21 protein-coding genes and 1 pseudogene are annotated in these 20,935 nt (G+C 37.2%); 8 read left to right on the top strand and 14 right to left on the bottom strand.

The window, feature by feature from the left end; genetic code table 11:
* Nucleotides 1-77 precede the first annotated feature (77 nt).
* From ilvN to ACQKN2_RS08190, 5 genes are all read right to left on the bottom strand, one after another.
* Nucleotides 78-593: an acetolactate synthase small subunit gene (gene ilvN / locus ACQKN2_RS08210; RefSeq protein WP_427414530.1), complete on the bottom strand. Its 516-nt coding sequence runs from the start codon at nt 591-593 to the stop codon at nt 78-80.
* On the bottom strand, nt 590-2,356 hold the full coding sequence (gene ilvB / locus ACQKN2_RS08205; RefSeq protein ID WP_427414529.1) for a biosynthetic-type acetolactate synthase large subunit: 1,767 nt from the start codon (nt 2,354-2,356) through the stop codon (nt 590-592). The genes ilvN and ilvB overlap by 4 nt, the downstream gene beginning before the upstream one ends.
* Nucleotides 2,357-2,823: 467 nt before the next feature.
* On the bottom strand, nt 2,824-4,494 hold the full coding sequence (gene ilvD, locus ACQKN2_RS08200; protein WP_427414528.1) for a dihydroxy-acid dehydratase: 1,671 nt from the start codon (nt 4,492-4,494) through the stop codon (nt 2,824-2,826).
* Nucleotides 4,495-4,846: 352 nt separating this feature from the next.
* Nucleotides 4,847-6,169, bottom strand: coding sequence for a D-arabinono-1,4-lactone oxidase (locus ACQKN2_RS08195; RefSeq protein WP_427414527.1), 1,323 nt, complete (start codon nt 6,167-6,169; stop codon nt 4,847-4,849).
* Nucleotides 6,157-7,332, bottom strand: coding sequence for an amino acid deaminase/aldolase (locus tag ACQKN2_RS08190; protein ID WP_427414526.1), 1,176 nt, complete (start codon nt 7,330-7,332; stop codon nt 6,157-6,159). Before ACQKN2_RS08190 ends, ACQKN2_RS08195 begins: the two co-directional genes overlap by 13 nt.
* Nucleotides 7,333-7,775: 443 nt before the next feature.
* On the opposite strand from ACQKN2_RS08190, the gene ACQKN2_RS08185 reads away from it, so the two are divergent.
* Both ACQKN2_RS08185 and ACQKN2_RS08180 read left to right on the top strand, forming a co-directional pair.
* Nucleotides 7,776-8,321, top strand: a complete 546-nt coding sequence (locus ACQKN2_RS08185) for a cysteine hydrolase family protein (RefSeq protein ID WP_427414525.1) — start codon at nt 7,776-7,778, stop codon at nt 8,319-8,321.
* 249 nt (nt 8,322-8,570) lie between these two features.
* Nucleotides 8,571-8,828 carry a GlsB/YeaQ/YmgE family stress response membrane protein gene (locus ACQKN2_RS08180; RefSeq protein ID WP_370080445.1) on the top strand — a complete coding sequence of 86 codons (258 nt, stop codon included), beginning with the start codon at nt 8,571-8,573 and terminating at the stop codon, nt 8,826-8,828.
* A gap of 388 nt (nt 8,829-9,216) precedes the next feature.
* On the opposite strand, the gene ACQKN2_RS08175 is transcribed toward ACQKN2_RS08180, so the two are convergent.
* Nucleotides 9,217-9,915 carry a lytic transglycosylase domain-containing protein gene (locus ACQKN2_RS08175; RefSeq protein ID WP_427414524.1) on the bottom strand — a complete coding sequence of 233 codons (699 nt, stop codon included), beginning with the start codon at nt 9,913-9,915 and terminating at the stop codon, nt 9,217-9,219.
* A 169-nt stretch (nt 9,916-10,084) separates the two neighbouring features.
* Here ACQKN2_RS08175 and mscL point away from each other — a divergent pair, with 169 nt between their 5' ends.
* Nucleotides 10,085-10,474 carry a large conductance mechanosensitive channel protein MscL gene (gene mscL, locus ACQKN2_RS08170; RefSeq protein WP_427414523.1) on the top strand — a complete coding sequence of 130 codons (390 nt, stop codon included), beginning with the start codon at nt 10,085-10,087 and terminating at the stop codon, nt 10,472-10,474.
* Between the two features lie 238 nt (nt 10,475-10,712).
* Here mscL and ACQKN2_RS08165 read toward each other — a convergent pair whose 3' ends face one another.
* Complete coding sequence (locus tag ACQKN2_RS08165; protein ID WP_427414522.1) at nt 10,713-11,102, bottom strand: hypothetical protein; 390 nt, start codon at nt 11,100-11,102, stop codon at nt 10,713-10,715.
* Nucleotides 11,103-11,301: 199 nt separating this feature from the next.
* Between ACQKN2_RS08165 and ACQKN2_RS08160 the strand changes: the two genes are divergently transcribed.
* A complete protein-coding gene (locus tag ACQKN2_RS08160) occupies nt 11,302-12,417 on the top strand; it encodes a methionine biosynthesis PLP-dependent protein (RefSeq protein ID WP_427414521.1) in 1,116 nt (371 codons plus the stop codon).
* Nucleotides 12,418-12,419: 2 nt separating this feature from the next.
* Nucleotides 12,420-13,583 carry an aminotransferase class I/II-fold pyridoxal phosphate-dependent enzyme gene (locus tag ACQKN2_RS08155; RefSeq protein WP_427414617.1) on the top strand — a complete coding sequence of 388 codons (1,164 nt, stop codon included), beginning with the start codon at nt 12,420-12,422 and terminating at the stop codon, nt 13,581-13,583.
* A gap of 64 nt (nt 13,584-13,647) precedes the next feature.
* Here the strand turns inward: ACQKN2_RS08155 and ACQKN2_RS08150 are convergent, their stop codons facing one another.
* On the bottom strand, nt 13,648-14,076 hold the full coding sequence (locus ACQKN2_RS08150; RefSeq protein ID WP_427414520.1) for an NUDIX hydrolase: 429 nt from the start codon (nt 14,074-14,076) through the stop codon (nt 13,648-13,650).
* A gap of 68 nt (nt 14,077-14,144) precedes the next feature.
* On the opposite strand from ACQKN2_RS08150, the gene ACQKN2_RS08145 reads away from it, so the two are divergent.
* Entirely contained in the window at nt 14,145-14,633 is a 489-nt protein-coding gene (locus ACQKN2_RS08145; protein ID WP_427414519.1) for an N-acetyltransferase family protein, read from the top strand.
* Between the two features lie 45 nt (nt 14,634-14,678).
* Here the strand turns inward: ACQKN2_RS08145 and ACQKN2_RS08140 are convergent, their stop codons facing one another.
* Nucleotides 14,679-15,017 carry a cupin domain-containing protein gene (locus ACQKN2_RS08140; RefSeq protein ID WP_427414518.1) on the bottom strand — a complete coding sequence of 113 codons (339 nt, stop codon included), beginning with the start codon at nt 15,015-15,017 and terminating at the stop codon, nt 14,679-14,681.
* 62 nt (nt 15,018-15,079) lie between these two features.
* Nucleotides 15,080-15,412: a hypothetical protein gene (locus ACQKN2_RS08135; RefSeq protein ID WP_427414517.1), complete on the bottom strand. Its 333-nt coding sequence runs from the start codon at nt 15,410-15,412 to the stop codon at nt 15,080-15,082.
* A gap of 408 nt (nt 15,413-15,820) precedes the next feature.
* On the opposite strand from ACQKN2_RS08135, the gene ACQKN2_RS08130 reads away from it, so the two are divergent.
* Together ACQKN2_RS08130 and ACQKN2_RS08125 are read left to right on the top strand one after the other, a co-directional pair.
* Nucleotides 15,821-16,693: an AraC family transcriptional regulator gene (locus tag ACQKN2_RS08130; RefSeq protein ID WP_427414516.1), complete on the top strand. Its 873-nt coding sequence runs from the start codon at nt 15,821-15,823 to the stop codon at nt 16,691-16,693.
* Between the two features lie 194 nt (nt 16,694-16,887).
* Entirely contained in the window at nt 16,888-17,370 is a 483-nt protein-coding gene (locus tag ACQKN2_RS08125) for a CcdC family protein (RefSeq protein ID WP_427414515.1), read from the top strand.
* A 161-nt stretch (nt 17,371-17,531) separates the two neighbouring features.
* On the opposite strand, the gene ACQKN2_RS08120 is transcribed toward ACQKN2_RS08125, so the two are convergent.
* From ACQKN2_RS08120 to ACQKN2_RS08105, 4 genes and pseudogenes are all read right to left on the bottom strand, one after another.
* On the bottom strand, nt 17,532-17,684 hold the full coding sequence (locus ACQKN2_RS08120; RefSeq protein ID WP_075807286.1) for a YpzG family protein: 153 nt from the start codon (nt 17,682-17,684) through the stop codon (nt 17,532-17,534).
* A gap of 99 nt (nt 17,685-17,783) precedes the next feature.
* Nucleotides 17,784-18,570 (bottom strand): annotated as a pseudogene (locus ACQKN2_RS08115) (nucleotidyltransferase domain-containing protein).
* A gap of 27 nt (nt 18,571-18,597) precedes the next feature.
* Nucleotides 18,598-20,244: a sensor domain-containing diguanylate cyclase gene (locus tag ACQKN2_RS08110; RefSeq protein WP_427414514.1), complete on the bottom strand. Its 1,647-nt coding sequence runs from the start codon at nt 20,242-20,244 to the stop codon at nt 18,598-18,600.
* A 435-nt stretch (nt 20,245-20,679) separates the two neighbouring features.
* Nucleotides 20,680-20,928, bottom strand: coding sequence for a hypothetical protein (locus tag ACQKN2_RS08105; RefSeq protein WP_427414513.1), 249 nt, complete (start codon nt 20,926-20,928; stop codon nt 20,680-20,682).
* Between the last annotated feature and the right edge of the window lie 7 nt (nt 20,929-20,935).

Genomic DNA, 20,935 nt, shown 5'->3' with positions numbered 1-20,935 from the left:
TGGTTTGTTTTTTTAACTCCGGATGCCAGTAAACCACTAAGGGCTATGTATCCAAAGCTATCCATTTTATATGCAAACTATTTTAAAATAGAGAGCTGCGTAGTTGAGATTTTTTGTGTTTCACGAACAGATGCAGTAGCCCCTGTACGCGTTAATTCTTTAATACCATAAGGTCTAATTAGTTCAATAAAGGCATCAATCTTATCGGGATCCCCTACTACTTGATAGGTGACAACGTTTTTCGCTGTATCAATAATTTGTGGACGGAATGGTTCAACAATTGAATTCATTTCCAGTCGTAAATTTGGTGGTGAAATTACCTTTACAAGCGCTAACTCGCGTAGCACGATTGATTTATCTGTAATGTCATTGACCTTTAACACATCAATTTGCTTTGATAATTGCTTCACTAGTTGTTCAATTTTACGCTCATCCTCTACGTTTACAACAAAAGTCATTTTCGAAGAGTTTGGCTGTTCAGTATGACCAACTGTGATTGATTCAATATTAAATTGACGCTTCATAAGTAAGCCTGTTACACGGTTTAAGACACCACTTTGGTTAATCACTGTTACTGTAATTACTCGTTTCAATTCTTTTTCACCCCAATCATTTCATGTAAGCCTTTGCCTGGTGCTACCATTGGGTAAACACATTGAAGTTGTTTTACACGACAATCAATTAACACTGGCTCATCAGAAAGTAGTGCCTCACGGAAAATACTCTCCGCTTCATCGATTGTGTTAATTCGATAGCCCTTCAGATCATATGCATCAGCTAATTTAACAAAGTCTGGTTGGATCGGCATAAGTGAAGATGAATAACGCTCCTCATAGAATGTTTCTTGCCATTGGCGTACCATTCCTAAACAGCTGTTATTTAAAATCACGATTTTTACCGGTAAGTTGAATTCTTGCAGTATAGAAAGCTCTTGCGCAGTCATTTGGAATCCTGCATCACCCACAATAGAAACAACTTTTTTGTCTGGCTTCGCAAACTGGGCGCCAATTGCAGCCGGGAAGCCGAAGCCCATCGTACCAAGTCCACCAGACGTTACCCATCCATGATCATTGTTTAATCGATAATATTGAGCAGCCCACATTTGATGCTGGCCAACATCTGTCGTGACAATTGCATTACCTTCTGTAATTTTATGCACAAGCTCTAATGCTTCCTGCGGTAAAACTTCTTTGTCCCCCGGCTCCTTGCTGTACCATAATGGATATTCCTTTGTATGATTATTTAAGAATGTTAGCCAGTCTGTTGTATCTGGACCATCGAAGTCTTTTTTCAATAATGCTTTTAAAGCTTCTTTGGCATCTGCAACGATTGGAATATCTGTCGGCACGTTTTTTCCAATTTCCGCTGGATCAATATCGATGTGTACGATTGTTGCATGTGGAGCAAATGTTGCCAAATTACCAGTTAAACGGTCATCAAAACGAGCTCCGATATTCAACAATAAGTCTGATTTTGTAATAGCTGTATTCGCTGTTACAGTTCCATGCATGCCTGCCATTCCGATGAATAATTCATGCTCTCCATGGATTGAACCAAGTCCTAGCAAAGTGTTTGCTACTGGAATTTGGTATTTTTCAGCGAATGCAGTTAACTCTTCTTTGGCATCTGCAAAGAGTACACCAGCACCAGCTAAAATAACTGGATTTTTGGCCAACGAGATCGCCTGTATAGCCTTTTGAATTTGTAAATAATTTGGTTTGTACGTTGGTTGATAACCTGGTAAATATATTTCTTCAGGAGCCTGTGGTGGATTCTCTACATCAAATAACATTTGAGACACGTTTTTCGGGAAATCTACAACAACAGGACCCTTTCGACCAGTACTTGCAATATGGAAGGCCTCTTTAACAATACGCGGGATATCATTAACATCCTGCACCTGATAATTGTGCTTCGTAATTGGTGTCGTAATGCCCATAATATCTGCTTCTTGGAAAGCATCAGTACCAATCACAGCTGTTGAAACTTGACCTGTGAATACAACTAATGGAATGGAATCAATCATCGCATCAGCAATACCCGTTACTAAGTTCGTTGCCCCCGGGCCACTAGTTGCAATAACAACACCAGGTTTATTGGAAACACGTGCATAACCTTCCGCTGCATGGATTGCACCTTGTTCATGTCTAGTTAAAATATGGCGAATCGGATTTTTATACATGGCATCATAAATTGGTAGTACCGCTCCACCTGGGTAACCAAAAACAATGTCAACACCTTGTTCATGTAGTGCCTGCACTAATACGTCAGCACCATCTTTCGCTTGATAGGTTTGTTCAGCTTTTGCTGATGTTGCTAATTCTTCTTTTTCATCGATAGAAACATTCGTACTCATCAAATATGCCTCCTTCTTATCATTCAATTTCACATCAGTAATGCGCATCAGTAAAGTATTACTCTCTCCTTGAAAAGAGATGACAGACTTTTTTTAACGTCGTTAAAAAAAAATAAAAAGCCTTTTTCTCCACACGCAAAGAACTACCTTACGTAGGGATGAAAAAGACTTTCCATGGTACCACCCTTTTTTATAGCAAATAATTGCTACCTCGTGAATAAATGTCAGCATTTATGCACCAATGCGAAATAATTCGCATTCAAAATGGTGTCATAAATCATTTATTCATTAATAACGAGCACTTTCGATTATGCCCGGAGCTATCTAATGGCGAACACGCGTTTAATAGCTCGCTCCGAGGGGATGTCGGATCTAGTTGTATCGCCGGCTTCCAGCACGACCGGCTCTCTGGTAGATACAAGGCTCTAGAACCTTTAACCTCATCAACGCTTTAACTTTTTAAATTTTTAAATTTTCATAACGCCACCTGTAGAGGCGTTTGTTACTAATTTAGAATATCTTGCTAGCCAACCGCGTTTAATTTTCGGTTCAAAGACCGGTAATTTTGCACGGCGCTCCGCTAATACTTCATCTGAAACTTCTAAATTGATCGTACGATTTGGTAGATCAATTGTGATCACGTCACCGTTCTCTACTAAAGCGATAGGACCGCCTTCTGCTGCCTCTGGTGAAATATGTCCGATCGAAATACCGCGAGATGCACCGGAGAAACGTCCATCTGTGATTAACGCAACCTTTGTACCTAGACCGCGACCTTGAATCGCAGACGTTGGTGCAAGCATTTCAGGCATCCCTGGGCCACCTTTTGGTCCTTCATAGCGAATGACGACTACATGACCCTCTTCAACCGTTCCATTATCGATATTTTCCTGTGCCGCTTCTTGTGACTCAAAGACGATTGCTTCGCCCCTGAATACTTTGATAGAAGGGTCAACAGCTCCTACTTTAATAACTGAACCTTCTGGCGCGATATTACCAAATAAAACCGATAAACCACCAACTGGGCTATAAGGGTTATCTTTCGTACGAATAACTTCAGCATTTGTAATATGATAATCCTTTACAAGCTCTTCCATTGTCACGCCTGCAACTGTTGGTCGATCTGGGTGAATAGCACCTGGAATAGATACCAATTCATTAATAATGGCACTAACGCCACCTGCTTTATTTATATCATCCATTGAAATATCTGAAGCAGGCATAATTTTCGCTAGATACGGAACACGCTCTGCTACTTTATTAATATCTTCAATGTTATAATCGATTTCAGCTTCATTGGCGATTGCTAATGTATGGAGGACTGTATTTGTCGAACCACCCATCGCCATATCAAGTGCAAATGCATCATCAATTGCTTCTTTAGTAATAATGTCACGAGGCTTGATGTCCTCTTTAATCATACGGATTAATTGTTTAGCAGCTTCTTTAATAAGCTTATGGCGCTCTTCAGAAGTAGCTACGATTGTTCCATTACCAGGTAAAGCTACTCCTAGCATTTCCATTAAGCAGTTCATAGAGTTTGCAGTAAACATTCCTGAACATGAACCACATGTTGGGCATGCATTATTTTCAATATCTAACAGCTCTTCAGATGACATTTTGCCTGATTTATGAGCTCCTACACCTTCAAAAACTGAAGTTAATGAAAGTTGCTTGCCAGTAGCAGAAATACCTGCCTCCATTGGACCACCAGATACGAAAATTGATGGTACGTTCGTACGAACTGCTGCCATTAACATTCCAGGTGTAATTTTGTCACAGTTTGGAATATAGAATACGCCATCAAACCAGTGTGCATTAATAACAGTTTCAGCAGAGTCTGCGATAATTTCACGGCTTGGCAACGAGTAACGCATACCAATGTGCCCCATTGCAATACCATCATCTACACCGATTGTGTTAAATTCGAATGGAATTCCACCCGCTTCAATAATGGCCTCTTTGACAACATCAGCAAATGTACGTAAATGAACGTGACCTGGTATAATGTCGATATAAGAATTACAAACCCCAATAAATGGCTTGCCTAAATCTTTCGCTTTTACTTTGCCTGTTGCATATAAAAGACTTCGATGTGGCGCACGATCTACGCCTACTTTAATCATGTCACTTCTCATTTTAAACGCCCCTCATTTATTGCTATGTTCGTTGCTATATACGAAATGTTCTGTCTATTTTATTTTTGCGTATATATTAATCGCCTAAGACAACTAACTGCTGTAACGAACTTTTTAAATTGTTGTTATCATAGTACGAAAAAAAGGTCTCGTCAACAGTATTTTTTGAATTATCTAAACAATTTAAAAAATCTACAAAATTTGAAATCGTTTTCATGCTGATTAATTGTCGTTTTTATCTCGCTTCTGTGAATATTTTGACATTTCGTTCAAATTTTAATTTTTTTAATAATCAACCAACATTTTTGCCAAATCTTTCAACGGCGACGAACTGCCATGAAGGAGATAGCGCTTATAATGTAAATAACTTTCTTAAGTAACCTGTCAAAAACACATTATCAGGATCATATTGACTTCGAATAGCTAAAAACTTTTCGATATCTGGGTATAGCTCATATACATAATTAGCAGTTAAATGACTTAGTTTGCCCCAATGTGGTCGTCCCTTATATTTCTTCATCATCGTATGGACCCATTCAAAATAAGGCCCTTCCTGCATTCCTTTATACATATGAAAGGCAATAAACGCAGATTCTTGCCCTTGGGTAGGGCTTAAAAAACCTGCTTCACCTGCTGTCGTCCGACATTCTAATGGAAAATGCACATTAAAAATTCCACTTTTAAAGGTTGCGTGGATCTCCTCCATACATGACTCAAATTGCGTTAAAGGAATAGCATATTCACTTTCTTGGAACTTTACGCTCCGTGGAGACGGATAAATTTCATAGCTAATCCCCATTTTCTCCCCTTCGACAACATTGGCTGCTGCTAAGTTACTCATAGCACCACTAAACGATGGCTTCCATTTACAAAGCTCTGACATAGCAAAAAAAGCACCGTTCTCTACTATTTGAAGTTTCAATGTTTCAATTCTCTTACTCCATTCACTCTGATAAACAGGCGCTATAGCGTTCATACGCTTCAATTGAATTGTTTCACTACCAGGGAAATAAAACCACTCGACATGTCGATGCTGTCGAATATCTTCAGCAAATATCGCCAGCCCATTTGCTAAAGTATCTCTTGTGCTTACATAATGTAAACTGTAAAGAGGGATTACCTTGATCGTTACTTTCACAAGCACACCAAGCATACCTAATGAAACATGTAAAGCTTCAGATAAATCATCCATTCCTCTCATATGCTCCCTATAAGTACCTGTACCATCTACAAAACCCCACCTTGTTACTACTGAGGATAACGACCCGAGTGTTACACCCGTTCCATGGGTACCTGTTGACACTGCTCCTGCAATGGTTTGCTCTTGAATATCTCCCATATTTATTAGAGCAAAGCCATGCTTCGCAAGTAATGGGCCTATTTCATATAAGTAAGTTCCAGCCCAAAGAGTCGCTTCTTGTTTCTCCTCATTCACAGCAATAAGCCCACGCATATTATGTAAAGAAAGTGCCATATGCTCAGGCATCGCAACAGCGCTAAAGGAGTGAGCTGCACCTGTGACTCGAATCGTTTTTCCTAATTCACGTGCATGCCCCACGATATTTGTAACCTCTTCAATAGATCGAGGTAAGTACATTTCAGATGGATAAGAGATTACATTACCTGCCCAGTTTGTCCACTTCTCCCCATTTTTCCATTTATCTATAGAAAACATTGTCCATCCCCCCTATAGGTTGTATAAGCTCCTATATACTTATGCCCTCTAACTCCATGTAGTTTTTGAAATCTTTCACAAAGTTCTCCAGCCTTAGCGTGTCGGAAATATAGCGTGTCCCCTACATGAACTTTTTTATGTTTTACCTTAACGGGTGTCTGAACTTCTCCTACGCCTTCTAGGTTAAGATATGAAAAAAAGGTTGGTTCATAGAATACCGGTAATCGATCAGCACTAATTGCCCCAGACGCCGTATAGCCTCCGCCGTGACAAACAACAATATTTTTTTCTGGCTTTCTTGTAACACTTAAAGCAAATCCAGCTGCCTTTTCTAGCTGTAAATGCGTAAATTGGTCAAACAAAGCTGGTGCATAAAATGCAGAGCCAACCGTAATTTCTGTTACCTCCTTCTGATGTGCCGTGTATGCCATACTTCCCGAACCACCACCATTTACAAAGTGCAAGCTTGGAAAATATGCTTTTATATGAGCAATGGCTAATCTACGAAACTGGGTAACTTGCTTTTTAGCTTGCAATTGCATTACTTCAATAAACTTTCCTTTCACAGCATTAGCTGGACGATTACCAACTCCTGCAATTTGAGCCTCGTAGCCCATCGCTCCAACCACTTCAATAAATGCTTGATTTTTAATATATTCGAGGAATGGTGTTAGTAACTCAAGTGAATGAAGCGAAGAGCGCTTTGTACCAAAATAAAGCAGCTTAAAATCAGTGGATACATTAATATCAATACATACTCGCACACGAACCCCTAGCTCTCGCCCTAGTTTCGCCAAAAATCGGACATGTTCCCACTTATCGACCATAAAAGTGACAGTTTTTTCTGCCTTTACAAAGTGTAATAACTGTCGAACAGCAGCCTCTTCCATCACCGGATATCCTAGTAGTAAATCATCAAAATGCTGTTTAAGTAAAAAGATTGTTTCTGCTGCAGTAAATGTCATAAACCCCTTCACATTGGGGAGATTATTTTGTAAATAGCGTAATATCTCTATAGAACGAATCGATTTCGTAGCAATACGTATATTTTTCTGCCCACAGGAGTCGTGTACAGTCGCAATATTGTGATCCAGTGCATCAAAGTCCAACCAAGCAAATGGACGCTCTAGTTCATGGAACGCTCGATCAAATCTAGTGGTCATCCTATCACTCCTTTATTTGTACTTTGTCTTTGACATTTACCGAGAAAATTCCTTTTAATAAGTTTTTTCTATGCAAATTCTATCAGGACAAATAAAAAACAACCGTGGACATTTAATCAAATTTGCCTTCACGGTTGTTTTAATTATGGACAAGCATTTAACTCACCTTTCTATTTTTTAAGAGATTACGAGGAGAATATAAAATCCGCCGCTAAGTTTAATAACACTAGCAGATGTAAACCTGCAATAAGAAATCCTTGGCGATTTAAACGTTTCATAGCTGTCATATTCATATAGACCACTCTCCTTTTTTCACATTATACGCTCAGAAAAATCAATTTTCAAACTATTCGTAATATTAAATTTGATTCATTTTTCTGACAAACAGGCCCAAATATGGCATGATAAAAGGTGAAATTATACCTATAGGGAGCGTGAAAAGGTTGAAAAAGGCTTTATTAGTAATTGATTATACGTATGATTTTGTCGCTTCTAATGGAAAACTAACATGTGGGGAGCCCGGTCAAGCATTAGATAAAAAAATTTCATCCTTAATTCAAAAATTTATTGCTGACAAAGAATTTGTTGCTTTTGCGAATGATCTACATGAGGAAGATGATCCATTCCACCCTGAAACTAAACTCTTTCCTCCTCATAATATTCGCGGCACTAAAGGACGCCATTTATACGGGCAAGTTGGTGAACTGTATAACCTTCACAAAGATAAAGTGATGTGGCTCGACAAAACACGTTATAGCGCATTTGCCGGAACCAATTTATCGATTTTATTGAATGAGCGAGGCATCAAAGAAATTCATTTAGTTGGCGTTTGTACTGATATTTGTATTTTACATACAGCAGTTGATGCATATAATTTGGGCATTTCAACGGTTGTTTATGCAGATGGTGTTGCAAGTTTTGATGCTGCAGGTCATGAATGGGCATTGCGCCATTTTGAACATACATTAGGTGCAACAGTTATTAAGTAATCAATTTGTTTTAGCGTAATTGTAGTTGTCTTCGCCACAGAAAACACTTACAGATATTTTTTGCGCGAAAGCGAAGCGGCAGCAACAAAATAGGTTTTATCTGTGTAAAAGCGATAGCATCAGCTGAATAAAGATAAAAACCTTATTGTGAATTTGTAATAATTACTAAGAAGCAAGACGCGTAATATACTCCATTCCGGGCATAACTAAGCAATCGCCATTATATCTTAGTTTAAGGAGATGAAAAAAATGATTAGCTTCATTTGGTATTTAATCATCGGCGGAGTATTAGGTTGGTTAGCTGGCGTCATTTTAGGTAAAAATGTACCTGGCGGCATAATCGGAAATATTGTTGCAGGGGTTGTCGGTTCGTGGATCGGTAGTATGGTTCTTGGCAACTGGGGTTGGCGAGTTAGTAATTTTTACGTATTCCCAGCATTAATTGGTGCCGTCGTGCTGATCTTCATTGTAAGCATTATTTTAAAGGGTATGCGTAAAGCAACCTAAATATGTAATAAAGAGCCATCATTTTTGATGGCTCTTTACTTGTTGTAAAAAAACAGATCAAGGAAATGATGAGATCATTAGTTCCCGGTTTTCTTTATAAAGAAAAGTAACGGCTTGTTAATAATGGCTTTATTGTTTCGGCAAAATGAATGGTTGATTTCCGTTCCAACTGGGCGCTTTCCTGGGGGCGTCCGATGAGCCGCTTCACTCGCGATGCTCGCTCCAGGGTCTCGGGCCAACATGATGTTGGTCACGAAGGCGTTATCACAGGATGTGATGCTCTTAGCCTTCGTTCCTCTATTGCTGATCCCCAAGGAGTCGCCCAGTCTCCACTCCAATCAACCACAACATTTACCTCTGGCAACAAAGCGAAACCCAACATAACATTTCAGGACTCGACTCCCATCAGGACTGCTTCCTTTAGCTCATCATGATAGTCATTATATAAATTGAAATAATGTAACACCTTTTTAACATATTCATCACTGTGATTATACTTAAAAACAGCTTGCTCTATATGACCATCTGCTGCACCATTTTTCGATAAATAATTGGCGGCACTATATATAGCGTCCTCAATATCATAAGGATCTGCAATGCCGTCACCATTAGCATCTACGCCATATCCACCATATTTTTTAATGGCTTCTAAATTCATTAATTCTGCCTTCGATATATCCCCTTTTCCTAATCCCGAGCAGGAAGGATGTTGCCAACCGACAAATGTACAAGGCATAAATTGCATCGGACCTTCAGCCCCAGCTGATGAAACAAGCGATTTCATTGTAGAAAAGCGTGTTTCAATTCGATGATGGGCGGCAAGCAACGTCCAAGGCACACCGTATTTCTCTTCCGCTGCTACATAGATGGGAATATATTGCTCAGGAATGTTCATATCGAAATTTTGTTGAATTTCTTCTAGTTCTTTTTGCTTTGCTAATTTTTCAAATATAGTTAATGTTTGCAGTTCCTTCCATGCAAAAAAGGCGAAAACACAAACAGTTATCGCTATTGGTATTAATAAAGCTATCATGCCTAATTGAACGGAAGGCGATAGCATCGGTTTTGTCTTCTTTTTTTTCGCCATATGTCACACCTAATCTATTATGCTACTTCTATTTTACCAAACTTACGTTTTATGTAGTACATTTTTCTGATTATAATTACCCCTATTTTAACAGTTGAAAAGATAGGGAAAAATATAGTAAAATATAATTCGGTTAATTTTTATGGATAATTATAGGGAGGAATTTGTTTTGTGGAAAGACTTTAAAGAGTTTGCTATGAAAGGCAATATTGTCGATCTAGCAGTGGCAGTAGTAATCGGTGGTGCTTTCGGTAAAATTGTTACCTCCTTAGTTGAAAATATCATTATGCCATTAGTCGGTGTCTTAACTGGTGGTATTGATTTAACAAAAAGCTTTGCTTTTGGTTCAGGTGATGCTCAAATAAAATTTGGTGTATTTTTACAGTCTATTCTTGACTTTTTCATTATCGCCTTTGCAATTTTCATGGCATTACGAATTATGACCAAACTATCTCGTAAAAAAGAAGAGGCTGTTGTGGAAGAACCAGCACTAGAGTTGGATTCTAAAGAAGAGCTTCTAAAAGAAATTCGAGATTTATTAAAAAAAGAACAAGCTTAAACCATATTTAAAAAGAATCTGTCTACTTACCTCGGATATGACGCGGTAAGTGGCAGATTCTTTTTTATTGAAGAGATTTTTTATGGTCGCATGTTCCATGGTTCAAATACGCCCACATGTTTTTCCGGTATTTCTTGTTTTATTGCATCAATAATTCCTTGGGCAATTTCATTATTTGTTAGCTATCTCGAGGAGTTGTTCTTTTCTATGACAAATCCAAGTTTCACTACTCTATATACTATATAGAAGGTAAATAACTTTTGGTACGGTCATTTTTTACGAAAGAGCTACTTCCTTTTATATGGGATAAAATCAAATTTTTTGTAGTAGGAATTACTTCTAAAAGAGACTCCCAAACTCTTTTATCAGAGCCGTGAATCCAAGCAATAATACAATCAAATGATCCATTTGTTTGCTGAGACTTTTTTAATGCCAATTTAAAGCTATTGTAATTCGTATAATCAACTAATAAGGGTGACAATTTCGAATCATTTTTAACATCATTTATCAAATTTTGCATTTTCTTTTGTTGTCTCCCGATTACGGTTACAGGATTACCTTGCTGTATAAGCCATAAAGAAACATCCTTTAGCATTCCTGTTCCACCTATTACTAACCAATTTTTCATATAATTTTCCTCCCTCACTTATCTCCTACTATTCCTAGACGATTTAATTTAAATAATCTCTCTAATTTTCTGAAATTACCTTGTCCTTCTTAAGTATACATGTTAAATTGGTAACAATTATTTAGAATATTGGGACAAGAAGTTCTAGTCTTTTAGATATTTTGACTCCCGTTATTATGATGAAGAAAAGAGTGACGACATGACAAACAGCAGAAGTATTGAAACAAAACTTGTACAACTTGGGAATTTAAGTGATCCGATAACAGGTGCTGTCAACCCACCAATCCATTTATCGACAGCTTACAAACATACAGGTATCGGTGAATCCACTGGTTTTGATTACACACGTACAAAAAATCCAACTCGTGCCCTATTAGAAGCAGGAATTGCTGATTTAGAAGGCGGAGATATGGGCTTTGCCTGTAGCTCTGGTATGGCGGCCATTCAACTAGTTCTATCCTTGTTTAAACCAGGTGATGAATTAGTGGTGCCTGATGATTTATATGGTGGTACATATCGTCTTTTTAATTTCTTTGAAGAAACATATAATATTAAGCCTGTCTACTCAAAATTTGAATCGGTTGAACAGGTAGAAGCATTAATCAACGACAATACGCGTGCTCTATTCATTGAAACGCCGACTAATCCCCTTATGCAAGAATTTGATTTGCAAATATATGCGGAATTAGCTCACAAACATGGGGCATGGTTAATTGTCGATAACACGTTCTATACACCATATTTCCAACGTCCAATCGAATTAGGTGCAGACATTGTCCTTCATTCGGCGACTAAATATATTGGCGGACATAATGATGTGTTAGCTGGTTTAGTTGTCGCTAAGGGGGCTGAATTAGCAGAACGCATTGGCTTTATTCATAATGGTAGCGGTATGGTATTAGGTCCAATGGATTCCTGGTTACTTATTCGTGGATTAAAAACATTGCATCTTCGATTAAAGCAGCACGATGCAAACGCAAAAGCAATTGCTGCCTATTTAGAGGAGGAAAAGCTTGTAACAGACGTACTCTACACAGGAAAAGGTGGTATGCTTTCATTCCGCTTGAAAAAAGCCGAGTGGGTTGACCCATTCCTTCGAAACTTGAAGTTAATTACATTCGCTGAAAGTCTTGGTGGTGTTGAAAGCTTTATTACGTATCCTGCTACTCAAACACATGCGGATATGCCTTATGAAGAGCGCATTGAACGTGGTGTTTGTGACCGATTACTCCGCTTCTCTATTGGAGTTGAAGAGGCTGAAGATTTAATTGCGGATTTAAAACAAGTATTCGATATCCTTAGAAAAGAGGCTTAATGATGAAGCAGCATATTGAAACAAGCCTAATTCACGCAGGTGTTCGTGACGGCTATGAAAATAAAAAAGGTGCAGTGAATGTGCCTATGTATTTATCATCTACTTTCCATCAGGAGCGTATCGATGAATTCGGCGAATATGATTATGCACGTTCTGGCAACCCTACACGTGATGCATTAGAAAAAGCAGTAGCAGAGCTTGAAGGTGGTGTACGAGCACATGCATATTCTTCTGGAATTGCCGCTGTATCTGCGGCATTAATGTTATTATCTCAAGGTGATCATATGGTCATTACGGAGGATGTTTATGGAGGAACATACCGCTTCGTCTCAAAGGTCTTACCACGTTTCGGTATTTCTCATACTTTCGTCGATTTCACAGATTTAGCGGCGGTAGAAGCAGCCATTACACCAGCTACAAAGCTACTATATATGGAAACACCGTCGAATCCAACACTTGGTATCACAGATATTCGCGGAGTAGTAGCACTTGCCAAGCAGCATAATTGCTTAACGTTTTTAGATAATACTTTTATGACACCTTTACACCAACGTCCACTTGAGCTAGGTGTCGATGTTGTTATTCATAGTGCTACAAAGTTTTTATCTGGACACTCCGATATTATCGCAGGATTAACAGTCACTGCTGACGAAAAGATTGGTCAGGATCTTTACTTTATCCAAAATTCATTCGGCAATATATTAGGTGTACAGGACTGCTTTACTTTATTGCAAAATATGAAAACAACAGATGTGCGTTTTAGTCGATCTACTGAATCGGCACAAAAAATTGCGGAGTTTTTAGACACAAATGCTCTTGTCGAGCAAGTATACTACCCAGGGCTTGCATTGCATCCTGGTTATGAGATTCATCAAAATCAGACCACGAGTGCAGGTGCAGTACTATCCTTCCGCCTACCAAGCTATGAAGCTGCAAAAGCACTTGTAGAAGCGATGAAAATTCCAGTGTTCGCTGTCTCTCTAGGTGGCGTTGAATCGATTTTATCCTACCCTGCTAAAATGAGTCATGCAGCAATGGAGCCTGAGGAGCGTGCAAAACGTGGTATTACTGATGGTTTATTACGTTTCTCAGTAGGGCTTGAGCATGTTGATGATCTAATCGCGGATTTCGCTCAAGCATTAGAAGTTGCCGCAAAGGCAATATAATAGAACAACCGCGTTTCCGAAATTTAGGAACGCGGTTTTGTTAATCTTGTACCGTCTAGATGATTCAGTTGTTCACACGTGCTAGCACTCGATATAAATAATCTCCATGTCCCTTCGCTAGTGTTACTTCTAGTTCATCTGATATCCAGTAAAATGAAAATTCTAAGCCTGCCTCGTTTACACCTGTCGGACAATGCTTCCATGAATCTCTTTTTTCATTTGTCGTTAAATGATAAAAATAGCGCTTTTGTAATACCCCTGAATGATGATTAAAATAATCTTGGGCAATTAACCCTTTAACGACTAAATTGGCTAACCCTGTTTCCTCAAACATCTCACGAGTTACAGCTTCTAGCGGTGTTTCCCCTTCCTCTACCGTGCCTTTAGGAATTTGAATCCCTGCTCCTTCTGTATTTTGCTCAAATACTAGCACTTGTAACTGACCCTCATGCTCTCTCGTAATATAGCCAAATGCTTTTTCAACAACTTGCATGAAGTCATCCCCTTTCTCAAAATTAATGTTACAATAAATAGAAAAATTGGAATTGTAGGTGAATAGTATTGAGTTCAATTATACGACATATGCAAAAGAATGACATCATTTCTGTGCAAGAAATTGCCAAAAAGAGTTGGCACCAAACATACGAAGGAATTATCCCTCACGAGGTTCAAGATCGTTTTTTACAAGTTGCTTATAGTAGGGACCGATTGCTAAGTCGTTTGGAAAATAGTCTATTTTTAGTTGCTATACTTGAAGAATCGATCGTAGGCTTTGCGAATTTTTCAAATGTTGTAGATGGAGAGGCAGAGCTATTCTCAATATATTTACTTCCTGAAACTCAGGGCAAAGGTATTGGTACAGCCCTATTACAAGAAGGGATCAAAACGCTTCCAGATTTAACGTCACTTTTAGTTTGTGTAGAAAAGGAAAATACGATTGGTATGAACTTTTACCATGCAAAGGGCTTTAAAAAAATAGAGGAATTTGATGAGTTATTTGATGATCATTTATTAAAAACAGTTAAACTTAGCTTAACACTAACTGCTTAGTGCAACGGAGTTAAAACTTACTCCGTTACACATTTTATATGTAATCTATGCAAGATGGATTTGCTCGGATTGGATGACAAGTGCTGTTACGCCTGAATGACTCCCAGATTCATGCGCCTCTCCTGTTTGCCAAAGAACACCTTCCCCAGTCTTTAAATTTACTTTCTCCTGGTCCTTACCACAAACCCATCCTTCTCCCTGAATAACAATAAATAACTGTGGTACAGGCGCCTCATGCATCCCAACAACACCACCAGGCTCTATATAAATGAAGCCAATATTGGCAGGCTCTACCGTCTTCATGATTTTCGTATAGAAAGCATCTATCGATTGATAATTACTAATTTGATTGGCCATTTCTTGTGAGAAATTATATTTTTTCATGTTAACATTGTTTCCTTTCAAATTTTTACTACCATCCTATTTTTATTGTGTTTGTCTGTTGCTTATATAATAAATTGATTACGTCCTTCTGATGTGTAGTAATCAATTTCTTCTTGAATATCTGGATTGTATTCGAGGGGTTCTATCGTCACCGTTGTACCTTTTTCATACTCACCATATTCTCTAATATATGACCTAATACTAGAGTCATCTTTAATATTTACAAACGTTTCATAATCTAATTCACCTTCAAAATGCAATACACAGTACACTACAAATTCGTTATCATAACAAATTTCACATAAACCTTCATCATATGGTTCACAATCTTCTTCAGAATCAAAAGCAACATGCTGTCCACATGCTTCACACTCATATTCTGCAACTAATGACATATTGAATTCCTCCTCTGTGTTTATAAATTAATTAAATAAGTGTTAAAGATTATATCGGATTAATTACAAATAATTGAAGATAAAATAATAATTGGTTTTTCTATAACATGTGGTTGATTTCCGTTTCGACTGGGCGTTTTCCTGGAGCGTCCGATTTCCACTCCAATCTATTAAGAGATAATAAAGATGTTTAATTTACAATAAAGTCCTTTATAAAAAAATAATAAAGTTGTTTAATTCTTATTGAACTACAGTAATTTAGTTGTATAAGAGGTAACTGGATCATTCGAACAGAAAATAGCGATATTAATGGGAACGCATAGAAAATAATGTTCGTACTTGTATCGTAAGATTTTGAATAGATATTCCAGTATTATAATGAATAAAAGACTTGATTGGAGTGAAGACATGGATGAATACATTCGATTGGTGTACAAATCCGAAGATTATATTGAAAGCCATCTGAGCGAAAAAATCTCACTAGATGACTTAGCAAATAATGTGAATATGTCCAAATATCATTTCCATCGTATTTTTAGCAAATACAGTGACGAGACGGTGAAACAGTTTGTTACCAGAATAAAAGTGGAGCGAGTAGGGATATTCCTCACAGTCCGCAATGATTTTAGCATCACAGATATTGCTCTCCAATATGGCTACAATGATGCGAGTACCTTCAACAAAGCTTTTAAGAAGTATTTAGGAATGTCTCCATTAGAATACAGGAAAGCAAGAAACGACAAGAAACAGCAGATAGTCTCCCCTATACTTAAGTTAAGGGAGATGATATTGATGGAAAAACCAACGATCGCAGTAGAAAATATTGAAATGAAAGTAATCTATGTACGCTTCAAAGGAAATTATGTTGAGTATAGAAAAAATAGTCGTAAGATGTTTAATGAACTATTCAAATTCGCAAAAAAATATGATCTTATCAAGGATAATGTCACAAAGGTAATGACTATATACCATGACAATCCTTTTGTAACTGATTCAGAAAATTTACGAACTAGCGTAGCAATGACGGTTCCATTAGATACTGCAATTGAAGAAGAAGGACAAATCGGTACGATGACTTTTGGCGGAAAATACGCAGTATTACATTATGATTTAACGCTGTGTGAGTATGAAGAAGCTTGGAAATATGCTTATTCTGATTGGTTACTGAATAAAGGTGAATACACACCGAGAGATTCATTCCCATTTGAATTATATGTTACTGAGCCACCAAAAAGCTTCAAAGCCAAGAGTAAGACAGATATTTATGTTCCAATCGAGTAAAAATACAATATTTTGGTAGCCTTTAATGTTAGTTGATACAATGTCAATAAGTATACTTCGAATAAGTGCTTTACTGAAATAAGGAGTAGAGCATTTTTCTACTTAAAGTAGTTTAGTTGTATGAGAGAAAACCTGGTTTTTGTTGGTATTTATGTAATAATAGATGTATTAAAACATAATTCGGGGAGGTTTTTATGCAAACTGCAATACCAGCTACTTCTATGTTTCTAATTATTGGATTGTTCATTTTAGTTCGTAGAATCCGTTCTATGTACAAACCAACCAAAGGCAGAGGAGTGCGAATAATTCTTCCTCTTCTATTTTTAACACCAGGATTTTCATTTTTTCTAAACGCTTCTGGGCACGTCACATACCTTCAATTATCTATAGCAATTTTTTTAGGAGTGGGTTTTTCTATTCCTCTTATTTTATGGTCAGATTATGAAATACGAAATGATGGTTTAATTTATGCTAAGAAAAGTCCTGCTTTTATAATTACTTTCGCCATTATGATTGCTTTACGTTATTATTTTCGACAACATATTTCTACTATCGAACCAGGTACACTCAGTATGCTAATTTTCTTACTTGTTATTTGTTATTTAATTCCTTGGAGAATAGCTTGTTATATAAAGTATAAAAAGGTTCTTAAACTACAAAATACAGTCAGTTTGTAGAACTTCGTATATCACTAACACCCTCCAAAATGAAACAAGAAGTATAAGTTTGTGAATAAATGCACTTAAACTAACGGGATGCTTTAGTTGAATAACGATCTTCAAAATAAAAAAACCCAGAATATGTTCTGGGCTTGATGACACTTACTTTTCTAGCATGATTAAAACTGTCGGGCTCTTGCTTCACTTCTCAAGATACGGTTATGGAGAGTAATCTCCGTTTCACCATTTACTTGAGATTTCGAATGCTTAATCCTTGACCAGTTGCGGTGGATTTTTTGAGATTTTGGGTCTAAGTGTTCGAACCTACTCATTCGTGCCATCCTCCTCATCAATATAGATTTCATAAGTGAAACCTTTCTTAGTATGACCTTGCGATTAAAAATTATTCAGTTTTCTATCATCTATGACCATTATCCCCACACTTCTTGCAATGTACTTCTAAATAACGCATCTAATTTTTGTGTAGGATCATCGATTTTAACGTGGAGATTTTTACAGTATGTCTCTATATGCTCTATTTCTTTATCTAAATACTCATTAATACGTTCAATTCGCGGCTCCAAATTTAGTTCATCACCAGCCATTTTTCTCTGGAAAAGTTGCTGAATTTCGGTTTTTAATGGACCCTCAGAAATGATTTCATTTAATAATTTCTGAAAATCAATTGGTGAAAACTGTATTGTTTTTCTCTATCCATTTACATGCTAAAACTGGTCTAAGGACATAGAAATATTTTTTTATTTTCACTTCTGAGCTCTGTAAATACTCTCGATAATTGTTTTTAGCCATATTTAAATAATGATACAAACATGCATTTGGATAAAATACTTCTCTTTCCAGTAACCGTACATTGTCAATAAATGAATATTGTTAATCATACACAATATTGCTTCGTAACCATTCTAATAGAGGTGGATTACTTTTGCGAAATAGCCTTAAGGCTTTTGTTATTTCCCAACCACTAATATCCAACAAATCATTAATAGGTACTTCAATAACATCCCTCTTAGCACCAATACCTTGAGGATCAATTGAAAGATACCACTGAGGTTGATGTATATATATGAAACGCACATCATAATCACTATCCTTGGAAGGAAATCCCCAAGCTCGACTACCTGATTCTACAGCATATAATATTTTTACTTGATACTCACTTTCAATTTCTTTTAATTTACTTAGTATAATTTCCTTCATGTAAATACCACTTTCTAAATAAGTCTTTTAAAGCATCTGGCTTGTATCAACTTTACCTGTATGATCACATACTCTCAGTTGGTTTCGACCGCTTTCCTTTGCAATATAAAGTGCTTGATCCGCCTTGTCAAGTAGCTCGTAAAATGTTGAAATGTTTTTAGAATGACCGTACCCTGCGATGCCAATACTCACTGTCACATTAATCTCAACATCATCCACATGATAAGGATGATGTTCAACATGCTTTCGAACTCTTTCCGCTATCTTTACTGCGCTCTCTAACGTCGTATTTGGGGATAAAATGACAAACTCCTCTCCCCCATACCTTGTAATAATGTCGATTCTTCGCACAGAATTTGTAATGATATTTGCTACGTGCTTTAGGACTTCATCACCGATTAAATGTCCATATGTGTCATTGACCTTTTTGAAGAAATCAATATCAATCGCTATACATGAACAATAGTTTTGTTCTTCTAAACATTTCTGAAAAACAAGCTCCCCCTGCTCAATCAAATAACGCCGATTGTACAGCTTCGTCAACTGACAAGTAATCGATAATTCTTTCAGTAAGATGGTATCTGTTTTCACCTTAGCGCTCATTTCGTTGAAGGACGAACAAAGCTCCTGAAATTCATGCGCATAAGGTGCTAGCTGTTGTTCATCTATTTGATAATCATAAAAACCTTGTTCTACCTTTCTAACGCCTGTAAGAAGCTGCTGGATTGGTTCTTCAATTTTTTTAGAAAGATGTAACATCATTTTAATCGTAAAAAATGAACCTACTACTAAACATAAGGTTATCCATAAAATTCTAATGATTAATGGTTTATACGCATCTAACAGACCCATTTCTGATATGATAAACCATTTCCCTTCATTTATAGGCTTACTTTTAGCAAGAACCCGCTTATTATTCGCATCTTTATAAAGCTCTAGGTCACTTTTTTTAGCTGCGTTCAAGATATGCTCATCCACTAAATAATTACCAGAAGACCGTTGTTGTTTATGATTAAATTCTGTGAGCATAGTACCTTCCTGATCGATAATATAAGCTTGACCTAAAAAGCCAACTCTTGATTCATGTAGCAGTTGATCGATTGTGTCTAAATTTACAGCGCCAAAAACTACACCATTGAATTGTTGTTGTGCATTAAGAATCGGTGAAGCAAATGCAAGTATAGGCTTCTTAGTAACTTTACTAATTAAAATATCTGTTATATATGGTTGTTTCGTCTTTTTAGCAGCTTGAAAATACTTACGATCCTTTACATCCATTCCAACACCAACACCAGTTGCACTAAATTCAGTAACTGTATCAAATTGTACGATGCCTTCTTTATTAACGAATATTAAGTCTGTAAAATCTGTTTTTTCTTTAAAATCTTGAAAAAAAGCTTGCGATTTTTCAAAATTATAGTCCTTTACAAAATCTAAATTAGCTATTGTATGTATATCACTGGATCGTTCTGATAACCAGCTTTCAAAAAAATATGTTTGAGCATCCAAATATTGCGTCATCTCTTCATTTTGATGCTGAATCGTTTGCCGATATTCAATATAAAGCGTTGGAATAAAAATACATAGACCAATAATAAAAGTAATCCAAACAAGCGCTCGATGAAGCTGACCTTTTATCGTGTTTGGTCGTGGAAACTTTTTCAAAACCCTCAAAGCACTAACCTCCAAATTAATCTAAATATTTCCTTAAAATGGGCAATAAATAGTATTTTATTCATTAAAAATACCACAACCGAATGATTGTGGCAGTGAGAAATTTAACTTCTTTCAGCGGGTGTCCATACATCCGCTGAAATAGAAGAACTTAGTCTAAGAACGCCACGTCCTGTGGCAACGACTGAGTGACCAACATCATGTTGGCCCAAAGCCTCCGGCGGATGTCATAGAATCGGAAAGGAGTTCGCATAGGATGTTAGCCTAAAATCATCGCATCCATGCGATAACGGCTAACTGACCTGCATCGGTAAAAACGCCACGTCCTGTGGCATTACCGAAATGACCGACATCGTGTCGGCCCTCAGCAGGCCTAAGCACAAAGTCGATTCCGGACGCAATTATGCCGAGGCATAATTGATTAGTTGATAAAATTTATTGCAATAAAATTTGAAGAATTGTAATAAATACTGCCGCAACAATGGGCACTATTTTCAAAGAGGTATAGCCGACTGAAGATGTACATATTGGCTCTAACGGATCCTTCGTTGGTGAAGCTAAATATTGAAGAAAACGTTGCCAGCGACTTTTCTTGTATGTCATTAGCTGCTTAGGAATCTCCACTTTATCGTGATCTAAGCTGTCTTTTAACCATTGTTCCTTTTGAAATTCATCCTTAAGCATCGAAATC

It is taken from the genome of Lysinibacillus sp. NPDC093688, from assembly GCF_050280145.1.
Taxonomy (GTDB): Bacteria; Bacillota; Bacilli; order Bacillales_A; family Planococcaceae; genus Lysinibacillus; species Lysinibacillus xylanilyticus_B.
The sequence above is the reverse complement of the archived record's forward strand: the minus strand, read 5'-3'. Positions and strand labels throughout refer to the sequence as shown.

Bases quoted from the DNA above. Each gene is read 5' to 3' on its own strand.
- ilvB (WP_427414529.1), bottom strand. From the start codon at position 2,356: ATGAGTACGAATGTTTCTATCGATGAAAAAGAAGAATTAGCAACATCA.
- ilvD (WP_427414528.1), bottom strand. From the start codon at position 4,494: ATGAGAAGTGACATGATTAAAGTAGGCGTAGATCGTGCGCCACATCGA.
- ACQKN2_RS08195 (WP_427414527.1), bottom strand. From the start codon at position 6,169: ATGTTTTCTATAGATAAATGGAAAAATGGGGAGAAGTGGACAAACTGG.
- ACQKN2_RS08190 (WP_427414526.1), bottom strand. From the start codon at position 7,332: ATGACCACTAGATTTGATCGAGCGTTCCATGAACTAGAGCGTCCATTT.
- ACQKN2_RS08180 (WP_370080445.1), top strand. From the start codon at position 8,571: ATGATTAGCTTCATTTGGTATTTAATCATCGGCGGAGTATTAGGTTGG.
- ACQKN2_RS08175 (WP_427414524.1), bottom strand. From the start codon at position 9,915: ATGGCGAAAAAAAAGAAGACAAAACCGATGCTATCGCCTTCCGTTCAA.
- ACQKN2_RS08165 (WP_427414522.1), bottom strand. From the start codon at position 11,102: ATGAAAAATTGGTTAGTAATAGGTGGAACAGGAATGCTAAAGGATGTT.
- ACQKN2_RS08160 (WP_427414521.1), top strand. From the start codon at position 11,302: ATGACAAACAGCAGAAGTATTGAAACAAAACTTGTACAACTTGGGAAT.
- ACQKN2_RS08155 (WP_427414617.1), top strand. From the start codon at position 12,420: ATGAAGCAGCATATTGAAACAAGCCTAATTCACGCAGGTGTTCGTGAC.
- ACQKN2_RS08150 (WP_427414520.1), bottom strand. From the start codon at position 14,076: ATGCAAGTTGTTGAAAAAGCATTTGGCTATATTACGAGAGAGCATGAG.
- ACQKN2_RS08140 (WP_427414518.1), bottom strand. From the start codon at position 15,017: ATGAAAAAATATAATTTCTCACAAGAAATGGCCAATCAAATTAGTAAT.
- ACQKN2_RS08135 (WP_427414517.1), bottom strand. From the start codon at position 15,412: ATGTCATTAGTTGCAGAATATGAGTGTGAAGCATGTGGACAGCATGTT.
- ACQKN2_RS08130 (WP_427414516.1), top strand. From the start codon at position 15,821: ATGGATGAATACATTCGATTGGTGTACAAATCCGAAGATTATATTGAA.
- ACQKN2_RS08125 (WP_427414515.1), top strand. From the start codon at position 16,888: ATGCAAACTGCAATACCAGCTACTTCTATGTTTCTAATTATTGGATTG.
- ACQKN2_RS08120 (WP_075807286.1), bottom strand. From the start codon at position 17,684: ATGAGTAGGTTCGAACACTTAGACCCAAAATCTCAAAAAATCCACCGC.
- ACQKN2_RS08105 (WP_427414513.1), bottom strand. From the start codon at position 20,928: ATGCTTAAGGATGAATTTCAAAAGGAACAATGGTTAAAAGACAGCTTA.